Annotated in this window: 13 protein-coding genes; 10 read left to right on the forward strand and 3 right to left on the reverse strand. The window is 66.6% G+C overall.

The annotated features are described in order from the left end of the window. Window positions 1–125: 125 nt before the first annotated feature. The 5 genes from QX128_RS16705 to QX128_RS16725 all read left to right on the forward strand — a co-directional run bounded on the left by QX128_RS16705 (window position 126) and on the right by QX128_RS16725 (window position 4,357). Window positions 126–419: a DUF3551 domain-containing protein gene (locus QX128_RS16705; RefSeq protein WP_316237986.1), complete on the forward strand. Its 294-nt coding sequence runs from the start codon at window positions 126–128 to the stop codon at window positions 417–419. Window positions 420–565: 146 nt separating this feature from the next. Then, the gene (locus QX128_RS16710; protein ID WP_315715042.1) at window positions 566–1,183 is read left to right on the forward strand and encodes a hypothetical protein; all 618 of its coding nucleotides are present in this window, start codon (window positions 566–568) and stop codon (window positions 1,181–1,183) included. Next, complete coding sequence (locus QX128_RS16715) at window positions 1,170–1,550, forward strand: transcriptional regulator (RefSeq protein ID WP_315803873.1); 381 nt, start codon at window positions 1,170–1,172, stop codon at window positions 1,548–1,550. The genes QX128_RS16710 and QX128_RS16715 overlap by 14 nt, the downstream gene beginning before the upstream one ends. A 38-nt stretch (window positions 1,551–1,588) precedes the next feature. Continuing rightward, window positions 1,589–2,332, forward strand: coding sequence for a di-trans,poly-cis-decaprenylcistransferase (locus QX128_RS16720; protein WP_316237987.1), 744 nt, complete (start codon window positions 1,589–1,591; stop codon window positions 2,330–2,332). A 69-nt stretch (window positions 2,333–2,401) separates the two neighbouring features. Beyond that, a complete protein-coding gene (locus tag QX128_RS16725; protein WP_316237988.1) occupies window positions 2,402–4,357 on the forward strand; it encodes a tetratricopeptide repeat protein in 1,956 nt (651 codons plus the stop codon). On the opposite strand, the gene QX128_RS16730 is transcribed toward QX128_RS16725, so the two are convergent. Both QX128_RS16730 and QX128_RS16735 read right to left on the reverse strand, forming a co-directional pair. Beyond that, window positions 4,354–5,568: a helix-turn-helix transcriptional regulator gene (locus QX128_RS16730; RefSeq protein ID WP_316237989.1), complete on the reverse strand. Its 1,215-nt coding sequence runs from the start codon at window positions 5,566–5,568 to the stop codon at window positions 4,354–4,356. The genes QX128_RS16725 and QX128_RS16730 overlap by 4 nt on opposite strands. Before the next feature lie 348 nt (window positions 5,569–5,916). After that, complete coding sequence (locus tag QX128_RS16735; protein WP_315803869.1) at window positions 5,917–6,339, reverse strand: GFA family protein; 423 nt, start codon at window positions 6,337–6,339, stop codon at window positions 5,917–5,919. A 243-nt stretch (window positions 6,340–6,582) separates the two neighbouring features. Between QX128_RS16735 and QX128_RS16740 the strand changes: the two genes are divergently transcribed. From QX128_RS16740 to QX128_RS16760, 5 genes are all read left to right on the forward strand, one after another. Further along, window positions 6,583–7,602 carry an AraC family transcriptional regulator gene (locus QX128_RS16740; RefSeq protein ID WP_316237990.1) on the forward strand — a complete coding sequence of 340 codons (1,020 nt, stop codon included), beginning with the start codon at window positions 6,583–6,585 and terminating at the stop codon, window positions 7,600–7,602. Beyond that, the gene (locus QX128_RS16745; protein WP_316237991.1) at window positions 7,599–7,811 is read left to right on the forward strand and encodes a hypothetical protein; all 213 of its coding nucleotides are present in this window, start codon (window positions 7,599–7,601) and stop codon (window positions 7,809–7,811) included. The genes QX128_RS16740 and QX128_RS16745 overlap by 4 nt, the downstream gene beginning before the upstream one ends. Before the next feature lie 116 nt (window positions 7,812–7,927). Beyond that, window positions 7,928–9,028: an HlyD family secretion protein gene (locus QX128_RS16750; protein ID WP_410053158.1), complete on the forward strand. Its 1,101-nt coding sequence runs from the start codon at window positions 7,928–7,930 to the stop codon at window positions 9,026–9,028. 8 nt (window positions 9,029–9,036) lie between these two features. Further along, window positions 9,037–11,784 (forward strand): ribosome-associated ATPase/putative transporter RbbA, encoded by a 2,748-nt coding sequence (gene rbbA / locus QX128_RS16755; protein ID WP_316238078.1) that lies wholly within the window; start codon window positions 9,037–9,039, stop codon window positions 11,782–11,784. A gap of 3 nt (window positions 11,785–11,787) precedes the next feature. Then, the gene (locus QX128_RS16760; protein WP_316237992.1) at window positions 11,788–12,912 is read left to right on the forward strand and encodes an ABC transporter permease; all 1,125 of its coding nucleotides are present in this window, start codon (window positions 11,788–11,790) and stop codon (window positions 12,910–12,912) included. A gap of 82 nt (window positions 12,913–12,994) precedes the next feature. Here the strand turns inward: QX128_RS16760 and QX128_RS16765 are convergent, their stop codons facing one another. Further along, complete coding sequence (locus QX128_RS16765; RefSeq protein ID WP_315803865.1) at window positions 12,995–13,816, reverse strand: porin family protein; 822 nt, start codon at window positions 13,814–13,816, stop codon at window positions 12,995–12,997. Window positions 13,817–13,828: the final 12 nt, after the last annotated feature.

The following is a 13,828-nucleotide window of genomic DNA, read 5'->3' on the forward strand; positions in this document are numbered from 1 at the left end:
GGGCTGAAGGTGACGTGCCGCGCAGGCGACACGTCACTGCCTTGGTTGGTGATCCGTTCCGCCGATTTGTCGTTTTTTGACCATGCCGGTGTGGTGCAACCCTCCGGCCAGAAGAGGAACAGATCATGCGCAAGGTTATGATGATGGCAGCCGGCCTCGTCGGCGTTGCACTTGGTGGCGGTATCGCGCCGGCCTCCGCAGGCGGTTACGACTATCCCTGGTGTGTGCAGGGCCGAGGCGTCGGTTACCCCGGTGACTGCTCCTACCAGACCTTCGAGCAATGCCGGGCGAGTGCCTCCGGGCGCAATGCAGGCTGCGGCATCAATCCGCGCGTCGCGTTCGATCCTGCCCGCCGCCGCCCCTCGGTCTATGTCGACATGCCGCCGCGGCGCCGCGTGCACCGCTATCAGTATTACTGACACCCTCGACCGAGCGGGTCGGCGTGCGCGACCGATCGGCTGACGCAGGCGCGCTTCCGGGATCGCGCGGGCTTGCATCGACTTTGCGTTCGTATATACTTTGTACCGCAAAGTTAAAAGAGCCGGTCACCGGCTTCAGGTGAGACATGCGCGATCTCGATAAGGCGCTGGCGGACATCATCGCGATCCGCAGCCAGCTTGCGGCGGGCACGGCATTTCGCGGCTACGGGCCGGCGACGATGGCCGCGACCTCGGCCGTCGCGCTGGTCACTGCGCTGCTTCAGCAGCTGTTTCTGCGCGACCCGACGGCCGACGCGTGGACGTTCCTGCTCGGATGGGCGGCGGCAGCCTGCGTGTCGCTGACCATGATCTGGTTCGAGATGCGGGCGCGATCGCGCCGGCATCATTCCGGCCTTGCAGACGCGATGATCCATCAGGCGGTCGAGCAGTTCCTGCCAGCGGGCATCGCCGGCGTGCTGCTCGCGGTGCTGTTGTGGAAGTTCGCGCCGGAGGCGCTGTGGATGCTGCCGGGCCTGTGGCAGATCCTGATGTCGCTCGGCGTGTTCGCGTCGGTGCGCTCGCTGCCGCGCACGGTAGCGCTTGCCGGGGCGTTCTATTTCATGGCCGGCTTCGCCGTGTTGCTGGTCGGCAGCGCCACGCATGCGCTGTCGCCGTGGACGATGGGGCTTCCGTTCGCGATCGGACAGGGGCTGATGGCGGGCATTCTGTATTTTGCGACCGGAGAGTCCGATGTCGAAGACTGATGGCAGCGCGCCGTTCTCCTATGACGGCCTCGATCGCGTCATCCACGAGAAGGCAAGGCTCGGCCTGCTCACCTCGCTGATGGCGCACCCGAAGGGTCTCGCCTTTGCCGACCTCAAGCAGCTCTGTGGGCTGACCGACGGCAATCTGTCGCGGCATCTGCAGGTGCTGCAGGAGGCCGGTCTCGTCGAGGTCACCAAGGGCTATGAGGGTAATCGCCCGCATACCACCTGCCGGCTGACGAAGGCGGGACGCCGCCGCTTCCTCGACTATCTCGCCGTGCTCGAGCGCCTCGTCCGCGACGCCGCGGCCGCTGCCGGCAAGGAGCACACGCCATCGTCGGCCGGCCTGATCCCGGGCCGCGTCTGACTCTCGCATCGCGCTTATTTTTGACCTGGAGCTTTGCAATGCAAAGTAGTCTGCAACCTCAATCGCCTGCTGTGGTGGATGGCCTGCATGTTGGCATCATCATGGATGGCAATGGCCGCTGGGCGACGCGCAAGGGCCTGTCGCGGCTGCGCGGGCACGAGGCGGGCGTCGAGGCGATTCGGCGCGTCGTCGAAGCTGCGCCCGACCAGGGCATCGGCACGCTGACGCTGTATGCGTTCTCCAGCGACAATTGGCGGCGCCCGCGGGCCGAGGTCGCAGCCCTGATGGCGCTGCTGCGGGTCTATCTCGCCAGCGAGGTGGAGGCGCTGGTGCGCAACGGCGTCCGCCTCACCGTGATTGGCCGCCGCGACCGGCTGCCCGGCGGCATCGCCGACGCGATCGGCCGGGCCGAAGCGGCCACCCGTGACGGCAACACCCTGCACCTGCGCATCGCCGTCGACTATTCGGCGCGCGACGCCATCCTCGCGGCGGCGGCGAAGGCCCGCGAGCTCGATGGCCTGACGCGTGCGGCCTTCTCCGATCTCGTGACCGGCGAAACCAGCTTGCGCGACGTCGACCTGATCATCCGCACCTCCGGCGAGCAGCGCCTGTCGGACTTCCTGCTCTGGGAAGGTGCCTATGCCGAGCTGCACTTCACCCAGCGCATGTGGCCCGATTTCGATGCCGCCGATCTGGCCCAGGCGCTCGCCTCCTTCCGCGGCCGCGAGCGCCGCTTCGGCGGCCTCGAGGCGGCGCCGCTGGCACCGGCGCCGGTCGCCTGACGACGGCGCAATCTTTCCGCGCATCGGGGAATCATCTACCGCTTGCAGCACGAGCGCAGAGATCCCCTGATGAAGCACAAGCCGCGCCGGTCCGCCGGCAAGCCCCCGGCCAAATCCGGATCGATGGGCCACAGCGATACGCCTGATGCGCTGTGTGCCGCGGCCTTGCGGCTGCTGCGCGCCGGACAGCTCGCGCAGGCCGAGGATGCGTGCCGCCGCGCGCTGACGCTGGACGCAGCCTCGCTCGACGCGCTGCGTGCGATGGGACAGGTCTGCCTGGCGCTCAAGCGCGCCGATGATGCGATTGAGTGGTTCGCCCGCGCCGTTCGGCAGGACATGTCGGCCGCGGAGTCCTTCGTCGGCCTTGCGCAGGCGCTGCGGCTCGCCGGCCGCACCGATGAAGCGATCAAGGCTTACGATCGCGCGCTGCAGCTGCAGCCGGATGCGATCGAGAGCTGGGATGCGCTTGGCGAACTGCTGCAACTGAGGCAGCGGCACGCCGAGGCGGCGCTGGCCTGCGATCGGCTGCTGCAGCTCGCGCCCGATCGCGCCGCGACCTGGTTTCGTCTCGGCGAGGTGCTGGAAGCGCAGGGGCGGCGCGACGAGGCGGCCCTGGCCTTCGATCAGGTGGCGCAGCTCAGGCCTGACCACCTCGAGGCGGCCAACAAGGCCGGCGCACTGCATTTCGATGCCGGCCATTACGAGCAGGCCATCACGCGCTTTGGGCAGTCGCTGGGGCTGATGCCCGATCAGGCGGGCGTGCTGTATCTGAAGGGAATCGCCCTGCGGCGGCTGCGCCGCTACCAGGAAGCCGAGACGTTCGGCCGCCGTGCGCAGGCGCTGGCGCCTGACGATCCCGACGTCGCCAATGGCTATGGCTGCATCCTGCAGAACCTCGGCCGTCACGATGACGCCGTCGCCATGTTCGACAAGGCGATCGCGCTCCGGCCGCAGACCGCGGATTTCCATAATCATCGCGGCACGTCGCTGGCCGAGCTGCATCGTTTCGCAGAGGCGTTCGACAGCTTCGATCGCGCCGTCGCGCTGAAGCCGGACCTCGCCGATGCGCATTGGAACGCGGCGCTGTTCCGGTTGCTGACCGGCGACTTCGCCCGTGGCTGGGCGGCGCGCGAATGGGGACGCAAATGTCGCGCCGTCGGCTTCGTCGAGCGCAGCTTCGAGGCGCCGCTGTGGCTTGCCGATGCGCCGCTGGCCGGCAAGACGATCCTGCTGCACAGCGACGAGGGGCTCGGCGACACCATCCAGTTTTCGCGCTACGCCACCCTGGTGGCCGAGCAGGGCGCGCGCGTCGTGCTCGAGGTCGACGCGCCGCTGCAGCCGCTGTTGTCCGGCCTGGACGGCGTGGCGCAGTGTGTTGCCCGCGGCATCGATGCGCTGCCTTCCATCGACTATCACTGCCCGCTGTCGAGCCTGCCGCTCGCCTTTGCCACCCGGCTCGACACCATCCCTGCCGCGCCATGCTATCTGCCGCGCCCTCCCGAGGCGCGCCGGGCGATCTGGGAGCAGCGATTAGGTCCGCATGACCGCTTGCGGGTCGGGCTCGTCTGGTCCGGCAACCCCTCGCATCTCAACGATCACAACCGTTCGATTCCGCTGCCGGCGCTCGCGCCGCTGCTCAAGATTGGGGCGCGGTTCGTCAGTCTGCAGAAGGAGCCGCGGCCGTCCGACAAGGCCGCGCTCGCCGCGCGCGACGACATTCTCGATCTCACCGCCGACATCCGTGACTTCGTCGACACGGCTGCGCTGATCGACAGTCTCGACCTCGTCCTCACCGTCGATACCAGCGTGGCGCATCTGGCCGGCGCGCTGGGCAAGCCGACCTGGATCATGCTGCCCTTCACGCCGGACTATCGCTGGCTGCTCGGCCGTGACGACAGTCCCTGGTATCCGAGCGTGCGGCTGTTCCGCCAGGACGCGCGACGTGACTATGCCGACGTCGTCGTGCGCGTGCGCGATGCGCTGGCGCAGCAGGTCGCGGCGTTTTCCGCGACTTCCGCGACTTAAGGATCGGCATTCAGCAGACCGATCGAGATTTCGTGGATGCGCCGCGTCAGCTCGGCGACGCTGCGCCATCCCGTCTTCTCCCGGGTGCGCTTGAGATGCGTGTAGACCGTCGTGACCTTGATGCCGCGATGCGCGGCATATTCGACCGCAGTCATGCCGGTACTCAGCGCACAGGCCAGTTGCGCCTCCGCCCTGGTCAGACCATGAAGGTCCTGAAGCAGATGCGCCGCCGGGCTGTCCCGCATCGGATCACGCACCAGCATCACCACCATCGCAGCGGGCCAATCCGAACGGGGGTGTCGTTTGTGCAGGGAGCGCAGCGATATCGTGCAAGGCGGCAAGCCGCCTGGACGCGGCGCCAGGAAATCGAGCGCGGCATCCGTGCCGATCAGGCCGTCGGTACGCGTCGCCGCGCTGAGCGCGCGCGCATAGCGATTGCGCAGATCGGCCGAGGCGAAGACGATGCCGCGCCTCTCGATCCGGAACATGGCGCCGTCTGCCGAGATGGCTTGCAGGCTCGGATTGAGGTAGACGATCTCGCCTCTCGGATCGAGCAGTGCGACGCCGTCCTTCAGCACATCGAGTGCGGTCGTGCCGATATCGTTGCCATAGGCTGTGACGAGGCTGTTTCGCATTCTAAGTGCGCGCTGCAGATGGGGCGTGAGGCGGTGCATCAGGGCGATGTCGGCCTTGCCGACATGGCCCTGCCGCGGCGTTCGCTGCAGGGTCAGGGCGACCATCCGCTGCGGCGACCGCTCCAGCACCGCTGAGAGGAAATAGCGAAGCCCGGCGCGCGGCAGGAACTCTGCATAGAACGGATCGCGGTTCATGGCGCTCTCGTCCATGACCTGATAGTCCCAGGCCAGTTCGCCGCGCTGTTGGTTCAGCGCCATGCGCAGGCGCGGATTGCGGGGCGCGAAGTAGGCGAGGTAGTCGTCGCCCTCGGCCGCAGCAACACCGCTGCTGTGAAAGGTCAGGGGCTGCCGGACGATCGGGTCGATGACCTCGAAGGTGGCACCCTCGGACCTCGTCAGTTCCCGGACGCAATCCAGTGCGTCCGTGATGCCATCCGGTTCCGCAAAGCCCTGATAGATGGCGTCCAACGCCCGCGAATAGAACTCGCTCTGCACGGTGACCTCGCTGCCATGACCGGGAAAGGGTGCGCCGGTCTGAATAATCAACCCGGGCGCGTGGACGATATTCCCCTTCATGGGTCGGCATGCGGCGCGTGAGGTTCATCGCGCAACGGTCGCGCGAAGCCGCGAGATTGGCAGGCCTGCCCAGGCCGTCGGCTGAGGAGTGGCGCACGATCGGAGCTTCACTTGGCCGGAGATGAGTGATGAGGATCCCTGTGCCGCGCGTGCGGCGACAGTCGCACAGAATTCGACGTCGGATGCGCCGGATGGCGCGGGCCGTGCTCGCCGCGCTTCAGGAGTCGCGGTTGCGCACCGCGCGCCGATTGATCCACGATCATCGGCATCTGCTCGACTGATGAGATATGAGAAGGACGCCGGCCGAGCCCCGGAACCTGTCATGCTCCGGGGCTCGGCATCGCCAGGCTACTCAGCGACGGCGTCGCCCGAGCCGCCGAACTCGCGCGGAAAGTCCTTCAGCTTCGGCAGGCCGTCGCGCATCGGCAGCACGGTCTCGGCATAGTTCACGTGCACGGCCGGCTTGAAATCGAGATCCGGAAGCGTTGCCGCGAACACGTCGACCAGCCCGAGCGGCGGATGAGTGGTCATCAAATGTCCACCGCATTTGGCGCAGTACTGCCGCTGGCTCAACGGCGTCTTCTGGAACATCGCCACGTGCTCGGTGCCGGCTGCGATCCTGACCGCGTCCGGCTTCCACAGGCTGAAGGCGTTGACAGGGCCGCCCGACCACGAGCGGCACGACCGGCAGTGACAATAGCCCATCGCCTCTGGCGCCCCGGACACCTCGACTTCGACCGCTCCGCAAAAACATCGTCCAGTGAGTGTCATCCTCGTCCTCGTTGGTTGTAAGGCCGCAGACGGCATCACTCCCGAAGCCCTGTGTCTTGGCGCGCGGCGACGATCGGCAGGGCTGGCACGACCGCGCGTGACCCAGTTCACATTCGGCCATCCTCCGACAGGCGACATCCTCTGATCGGAGGACGCCGCGTTTGCGGCGATGACGCTATCGATTCCGCCTTGGATGGAGCGCGCGGCTCCAGGTTTCAGTTTCGGATTGTCTCGGGTGATCGCATGTCAGGTTTCAATTCGCGCATCGTCGAATTCTCGACCGACAACATTCCGGAACCGGAGCGCGCGGCGTTCTGGCGCGAGCACTACGGCCAGGTCATGCTGCGTGTCGATTTCGAGCCCGCGCCGGATCTCGCGTTCAAGGCGCGCAATCGGGCCCTGACCCTGCCGGGGCTGCAACTGCTCGATGCCTGGGCCACGCCGGCGCGCATCTCGCGGTCCGGCCGCTATCTCGCCGACGGTGCGGACAACGTCATCCTCGCGATCAATCGCCAGGGAACCGCGTTCGTCGAGTCCGCCGGGCAGACCCGCGAGCTGCGCGAAGGCGAGGCGGCGATCCTCAGCGGCGCCGATGCGAGCGCGTTCCATCGCACCAGCAATGGTCGATCATTCACGCTGCTGATGCCACGCGTGATGGTCGAAGCCGCGGATGTCAGCATCGCGGATGCCTTGATGCGGCCGATGCCGGTCGATCGCGGCGCATTGCAGCTGCTCGACCATTATGCGGGCTGGCTCATGGCCAGCAGCGGCGCGATCGATGCGCAACTGCTCAATCTGTCGGTACGCCACGTCCAGGACCTGCTCGCGCTGTCGATCGGGCCGGCCGCCGACCTCGCCGAGACGATGCGCGCGAGAGGATTGCGCGCGGCGCGGCTGAAGCTCGCAAAATCGTTCCTCATCGCCAACAGCCGGCGCCGCGACATGTCGGTGGCGACGATCGCGGCGAAATTGAACGTCACGCCACGCTACGTGCAGCGCCTGTTCGAGATCGACGGCACCACCTTCTCCGCGTTCCTGTCCGGCGTGCGGCTTGCGAACGCGCATCGCATGCTCTGCGACCCGGCCCATGGCCAGCTTGCGATTGCCAGCATCGCCTATGATGTCGGCTTCGGCGATCTCTCGCACTTCAATCGCTCGTTCCGACGCCAGTACGGGCTGACCCCGCGGGAGGTCCGGGGCGATTGCGGAGGCAGCCGCGGGCAGCCGACCGCGCGCGTGTCCTTAACGGGGAGCACGCCATGACGTCCAAGACGATCGTGTTGAGGATCCTCGATGGCATCTTCGTCGCGGCAACCGGCCTTCTCCTGCTCATGCTCGCCGGTCTGCCGATCGAGTGGATGCTCGTCCTGCTCGATATGTCTTCACGCGAATTCCAGGCGTTCGCCTTGTTCGTCATCTTCAGCAGTCTGCTGCTGATCCATGCCATCGCGACGTCGGATTCCGCGCCGTAACCCAAACGTGATCGCAGGCTTCGGCGGCATGCGCGGGGCTGGTTGAGCTGTGTCAACGGATTCTCCCGCGCCTATGGCAAACGAGCGCCATGCTTCAGCGGAGAAGGTTTTTCGGAATGGATCCACAGGACACGCAACTCGCCGGCGACGAACGGCCCGTTCAGCGCGTCCGTGCTGAAACCGCAGCCGTCGTTCCCACGCCGGCGATGCCGGTTCCTGTGTCCCATCAGCCGCGGCGCAGGTGGGCAGTGTGGCCGCTTCTCGTGCTCCTCCTTGCCGTCGGGGCGGCCGGTGGTGGCGGCTACGTCTGGTGGCAGCGGCTGCATCCGCCGCTGCCCCTCGGCATCAGCGTCAGCAATGGCCGCATCGAGGCTGACGAGATCGACATCGCGACCAAATATGCCGGCCGTGTCGCCGAGCTGCGCGCCGATATCGGCGATCGCGTCGAGGCCGGGCAGATCGTGGCGCGGATGGACACGAAGGAGCTGCAGCAGTCGCTGTCGAAGGCGCAGGCCCAGGCCGAGCAGGCGCAGCACGTGGTCGATCAGGCCCGTGCCAATCTCGCGCAACTGCAGGCGCAGAAGACGCTCGCCGAGCAGGAGATGGAGCGCACCCGCAGCCTGCTGCAGAGCGGCTGGACCACACGGGAGCTGGCCGATCAGCGCCAGCAGGCGCTCGACACTGCGACCGCCGGCCTTGCCGGCGCGCAGGCGCGGATTTTCGAAGCCGAACGCGGGCTCGAAGCGGTCCGTCACGACGTCGCGCTCTACACCGTTCAGATCGCCGACAACTCACTGATCGCGCCAAAGCCCGGCCGTATTCAATATCGTCTCGCCAATGTCGGCGAAGTCCTCGCCGCGGGCGGCAAGATCTTCACCATGCTCGACATCGGTTATGTCTACATGGACGTGTTCCTGCCGACCGAGGAGGTCGGCAAGGTCAAGATCGGCACCGACGCGCGGATCGTGCTCGATGCCTATCCGGATCGTCCGATCCCGGCGAAAGTGTCATTCGTGGCGAGCCAGGCGCAGTTCACGCCGAAGACCGTCGAGACCCGCAGCGAGCGCGACAAGCTGATGTTTCGCATCCGCGTGCGCGTCGATCCGGACAGGCTGGCCGCGCATGCCGATGCCGTGAGGAGCGGATTGCCGGGCGTGGCGTATGTCAGGTGGAATTCCGACGTTGCATGGCCGGCGCGCCTGCAAGCAGCGCCATGATGGCCGACATGATCGGCGATGCGTCTCCGGTCGCGATGGTCAGGGACGTCTCGCAGCGCTATCGCGACGTGATCGCGCTCGACAACGTCTCGATCGACATTCCCGCCGGCCGCGTGGTCGGCCTCATCGGCCCGGATGGCGTCGGCAAGTCGTCGCTGCTGTCGATCCTGGCCGGCGCGCGTGCGATCCAGGCCGGGCAGGCGCGCGTGCTTGGGGCCGACATGGCCGACCGGCGCGCCCGCACGCAAGTGTGTCCGCGGATCGCCTACATGCCGCAGGGCCTCGGCAAGAATCTCTACCCCGATCTCAGCGTGCGCGAGAATATCGCGTTCTTCGCCCGGCTGTTCGGCCAGTCGCGGTCCGAGCGCGACTGGCGCATCGCCGAACTGATGGAGGCGACGGCGCTGTCCGATTTCGCCGACCGGCCGGCGAAAAAGCTGTCCGGCGGCATGAAGCAGAAGCTCGGCCTGTGCTGCTCGCTGATCCATGATCCCGATCTTCTCATCCTCGACGAGCCGACTACCGGCGTCGATCCGCTGTCGCGGCGGCAGTTCTGGGACCTGATCGACCGCCTGCGCGCGCGCAGCGCGGCGGGCATGAGCGTGATCGTCGCCACCGCCTATATGGAGGAGGCCGAGCGTTTCGACTGGCTGATCGCGATGAACGACGGGCGCATCCTCGCGACCGGTACGCCGGCCGAGCTCAAGGCGCAGACGCAGGCCGCCTCGATCGAGGATGCGTTCGTCGCGCTGCTGCCCGACCGCTCGGCGCGCGACCGCGCCGAGATGCCGGCCAAGACCGAGCTCGACGGCAGCCACGAGACCGTGATCGTCGCGCGCGACCTGACCTGCCGCTTCGGCGATTTCACCGCGGTCGACGGCGTCAACTTCCAGATCCGCAAGGGCGAGATCTTCGGCTTCGTCGGCTCCAACGGCTGCGGCAAGACCACGACGATGAAGATGCTGACCGGGCTGCTGCCGCCGACCGAAGGCGAGGCGCTGATCTTCGGCCGCTCCATGGAGGCCGGCAATCATGAATCACGCAGCCGGGTCGGCTACATGTCGCAGGCGTTCTCGCTGTATGGCGAGCTCACGGTGCGGCAGAACCTGGTGCTGCATGCGCGGCTGTTCCATCTGCCGCGCGACGCCGCCGAGAAGCGCATTGCCGAACTGGTCGAGCGCTGCGACCTGACCGATCACATCGACGGCCTCGCGGCCGATCTTCCGCTCGGCATCCGCCAGCGCTTGTCGCTCGCGGTGGCGATCGTCCACAGGCCGGATCTTCTGATCCTCGACGAGCCGACGTCGGGCGTCGATCCGGTGGCGCGCAATCAGTTCTGGCGCCTGCTGATCGAGCTGTCCCGCCAGGACGAGATGACGATCTTCGTCTCGACGCATTTCATGAACGAGGCGGCGCGCTGCGACCGGCTGTCGCTGATGCATGAGGGGCGGGTGCTGGCGACCGACACGCCGGACGGCCTGATCCGCGCCAAGGGCGCGCAGACGCTGGAGCAGGCCTTCATCGCCTTCCTCGAGCAGGACGCTGGTGTCGCCGATCCGCCGGTCACACTGACCCAGGCGAGGCCCGATCCAAAGCCCGCCGACCGGCCGCGCGAGGAGCGACGGCGGGGCGCCGTCAGCCTGCGGCGGCTGTTGGCCTATACGATCCGCGAAGGTCTCGAGCTGATCCGTGACCCGATCCGTCTGATGTTCGCGCTGTTCGGAACGGCGTTCCTGATGATCGTGATCGGCTTCGGCATCTCCACGGACGTCAACAACCTGACCTTCGCCGCGCTCGACCGCGACCAGTCGCCCGAGAGCCGCGCCTATCTCGCGGAGCTCAGAGGTTCCCGCTACTTCGTCGAGCGGCCGCCGCTTGCAGATTATGCCGAGCTCGAGCGGCGGATGAAGAGCGGCGACATCAAGGCCTCGATCGAGATCCCGCCGAACTTCGGCGTCGACATCAAGCGCGGCCGGCCGGCGTTCGTGTCGGCCTGGATCGACGGCGCGATGCCGTTCCGCGCCGAGACCATCCGGGGCTATCTCGAAGGCACGCATCAGCTCTATCTGTCCGATCCCGCCGTCAAGACGACGCAGCCATTGCCGGCCTCGCCGGTCAATGTCGAGATCAGGTTCAAGTACAACCAGGCGTTCGACAGCATCTACGCCATGGCTCCGAGCACGATCGCGCTGTTGCTGGCGCTGTTTCCAGCCATCCTGATGGCGCTCGCGGTGGTCCGCGAGAAGGAGCTGGGGTCGATCACCAATCTCTATGTCACGCCGGTGACGCGGCTCGAATTCCTGCTCGGCAAGCAACTGCCCTACATCGCGGTCGCGCTGGCGAACTTCGCGCTGATGTATGTGATGGCGATGGTCCTGTTCCGGGTCCCGCTCAAGGGCGCGTTTCTGCCGCTGATGGTCGGCACCTTGGTCTATGTCATCACCACGACCGGCTTCGGCATGCTGATCTCGACCTTCTGCCGGACCCAGATCGCGGCGCTGTTCGGCACCGCGATCCTCACCGTGCTGCCGGCGACGCAGTTCTCGGGCATGCTGGTCCCGGTGTCGTCGCTGTCCGGCGTGGCCAAGCTGATCGGCATGGTGTTCCCGATGACCTACTACCGCCCGATTGCGGTCGGCACCTTCACCAAGGGACTTGGCTTCGCCGATGTCGGCGCCGATATCCTGATCCTCTTGATCTTCATTCCCGTCCTGACAGGGTTCAGCCTGGCGATGCTGCCGAAGCAAGAGGCCTGAGCGATGATGCGCTCGCTCTCCAACGTGTTCTGGCTCGGAACCAAGGAGCTGCGCAGCCTGTTCGGCGACGCCGTGCTGATCGGGCTCGTGATCTATTCGTTTACGGTGGCGGTGATCAGCCAGGCGCAGAGCAGCTCGCAGGAGCTGCATCGCGCCTCGATCGCCGTCGTCGACGAGGACAGCTCCGAGCTGTCGCGTCGGATCGCCAGCGTATTCCAGCTGCCTTACTTCCAGCCGCCGGTCTACATCAGCCAGAGCGAGGTGGAGCGGCTGATGAACAACGGCCGCTTCACCTTCGTGCTCGACATCCCGCCGAATTTCCAGCGCGACGTCCTGGCGGGCCGCAAGCCCTCGGTGCAAGTGAACGTCGACGCGACCGCGATGATCCAGGCGGGTATCGGATCCGGCTATGCGCTGCAGATCATCAACACCGAGGTTGCCTGGTTCGTGGCCCGCTCGGAGACGTCCTCGTCCGCCCCGGTCAACCTGGTGACGCGGATCGCGTTCAATCCCAACGTCACCACGGCCTGGTTCGAAGGCGTGATGGGCATCATCAACAGCGTCACCATGCTCGCGATCATCCTGGCCGGCGCGGCCCTGGTGCGCGAGCGCGAGCATGGCACCATGGACCATCTGCTGGTCATGCCGCTGTCTCCACTGGAGATCGCGATGTCGAAGATCTGGGCCAACGCGCTGGTGATCGCGGTCGCCGTCGCCATCGCGCTCTACGCCGTCGTGCGCTGGTATCTGCGCGTGCCGATCATGGGCTCGATCCCGCTGTTCATGGTGGGCACCGTGCTCTATCTGTTCTTCGCGACCGCCGTCGGGTTGTTTCTCGGCACCATCGCGCGGTCGATGCCGCAGCTTGGCCTGCTCTATATCCTCGTCGCCGTGCCGATGAACCTGTTGTCGGGCGGGATGACGCCGGTGGAAAGCCAGCCGGTGTGGCTTGCCACCATCATGAAGGCGTCGCCATCGACCCATTTCGTGTCGTTCGCCCAGTCGATCCTCTACCGCGGTGCCGGCCTCGATGTGGTGTGGCCGCAATTCGTCGCGGTGGCGGCCATCGGCGCGGTGGTCCTGGCGTTGACCTTGCGCCGCTTCCGGGCGGCGATCGCGGCGGCCTGAGCCCGCCCTCGACCCCAACAAAAAAGCCTCGGCACTGCGGCCGAGGCTTTCCCTTGAATGGTGTCGGTATGGATGACGGCGATCAGTAGCGCGCGGCCGCCGGGCCACCAAACTTGTAGTTCACGCCGACCCGGACCGTGTGGAATGAGAAGTCCTGCGACAGGCGCTCGACGTAGTTCGAGCCGGGCGGGGCGAATGTGCTGCCCGGGACGTAGGCCGAGGTGTAGTTGATGCTGCCGAGGTCGGTGTAGAGATATTCCGCCTTGACCGTCCAGTTCGGCGCGAACGCATGCTCGACGCCGGCGCCGACCGTCCAGCCGACCCGCGTCTCGTTGGCAGAGGCGGTCTTTGTGTAGCCATTCGCCGAGGTCAGATCCCAGCTGCCCTTGACATTGCCGACGGCGAGACCGCCAGTGACGTAGAACAGCGTCGTATCGACCGCGTAACCGGCGCGGCCGCGCAGGGTCATGAACCAGTCGTTCCGGATGCTCTCGTTGAAGGTGCGGGTCGTGGGCGGGTTGGCCGCCGTGTAGACCGTCCGCTTGTTGAGGTCAGATCCGTTGATGTCGGCCTCGATGCCGAAGACGCCGGCGCCGCTCTGCCAGTTGTAGCCGGCCTGCAGACCGCCGAGCACGCCAGCCGGATTGAGCCGGTTGTTGCTGATGTTGACGAACTGATTCTGGAAGGCGGCGCCCTCGACCGCCCAGCTGCTGGTCTGGTCCAGCGTCGTGTTCAAGTTCGACCGGCCCCAGCCATAGCCGACGCTGCCGCCGAAGTAGAAGCCGGTCCAATTGTAGATCACGGCCGGGGGAGGCGCCTTGGTGTAGCGGGCCGGCAGATCCGCGGCGAATGCGCCGAGCGAGCTGGCGAGGAGCAAAGAGACGGCGGAGGCAAGGGTTTTCATCGGTCACAATCC

It is taken from the genome of Bradyrhizobium sp. SZCCHNR1015 (assembly GCF_032489875.1).
Lineage (GTDB): Bacteria > Pseudomonadota > Alphaproteobacteria > Rhizobiales > Xanthobacteraceae > Bradyrhizobium.

Coding starts and splice junctions, on each gene's coding strand:
- QX128_RS16705 (WP_316237986.1), top strand. CDS start 126: ATGCGCAAGGTTATGATGATGGCAGCCGGCCTCGTCGGCGTTGCACTT.
- QX128_RS16710 (WP_315715042.1), top strand. CDS start 566: ATGCGCGATCTCGATAAGGCGCTGGCGGACATCATCGCGATCCGCAGC.
- QX128_RS16715 (WP_315803873.1), top strand. CDS start 1,170: ATGTCGAAGACTGATGGCAGCGCGCCGTTCTCCTATGACGGCCTCGAT.
- QX128_RS16720 (WP_316237987.1), top strand. CDS start 1,589: ATGCAAAGTAGTCTGCAACCTCAATCGCCTGCTGTGGTGGATGGCCTG.
- QX128_RS16725 (WP_316237988.1), top strand. CDS start 2,402: ATGAAGCACAAGCCGCGCCGGTCCGCCGGCAAGCCCCCGGCCAAATCC.
- QX128_RS16730 (WP_316237989.1), bottom strand. CDS start 5,568: ATGAAGGGGAATATCGTCCACGCGCCCGGGTTGATTATTCAGACCGGC.
- QX128_RS16735 (WP_315803869.1), bottom strand. CDS start 6,339: ATGACACTCACTGGACGATGTTTTTGCGGAGCGGTCGAAGTCGAGGTG.
- QX128_RS16740 (WP_316237990.1), top strand. CDS start 6,583: ATGTCAGGTTTCAATTCGCGCATCGTCGAATTCTCGACCGACAACATT.
- QX128_RS16745 (WP_316237991.1), top strand. CDS start 7,599: ATGACGTCCAAGACGATCGTGTTGAGGATCCTCGATGGCATCTTCGTC.
- QX128_RS16750 (WP_410053158.1), top strand. CDS start 7,928: ATGGATCCACAGGACACGCAACTCGCCGGCGACGAACGGCCCGTTCAG.
- rbbA (WP_316238078.1), top strand. CDS start 9,037: ATGATCGGCGATGCGTCTCCGGTCGCGATGGTCAGGGACGTCTCGCAG.
- QX128_RS16760 (WP_316237992.1), top strand. CDS start 11,788: ATGATGCGCTCGCTCTCCAACGTGTTCTGGCTCGGAACCAAGGAGCTG.
- QX128_RS16765 (WP_315803865.1), bottom strand. CDS start 13,816: ATGAAAACCCTTGCCTCCGCCGTCTCTTTGCTCCTCGCCAGCTCGCTC.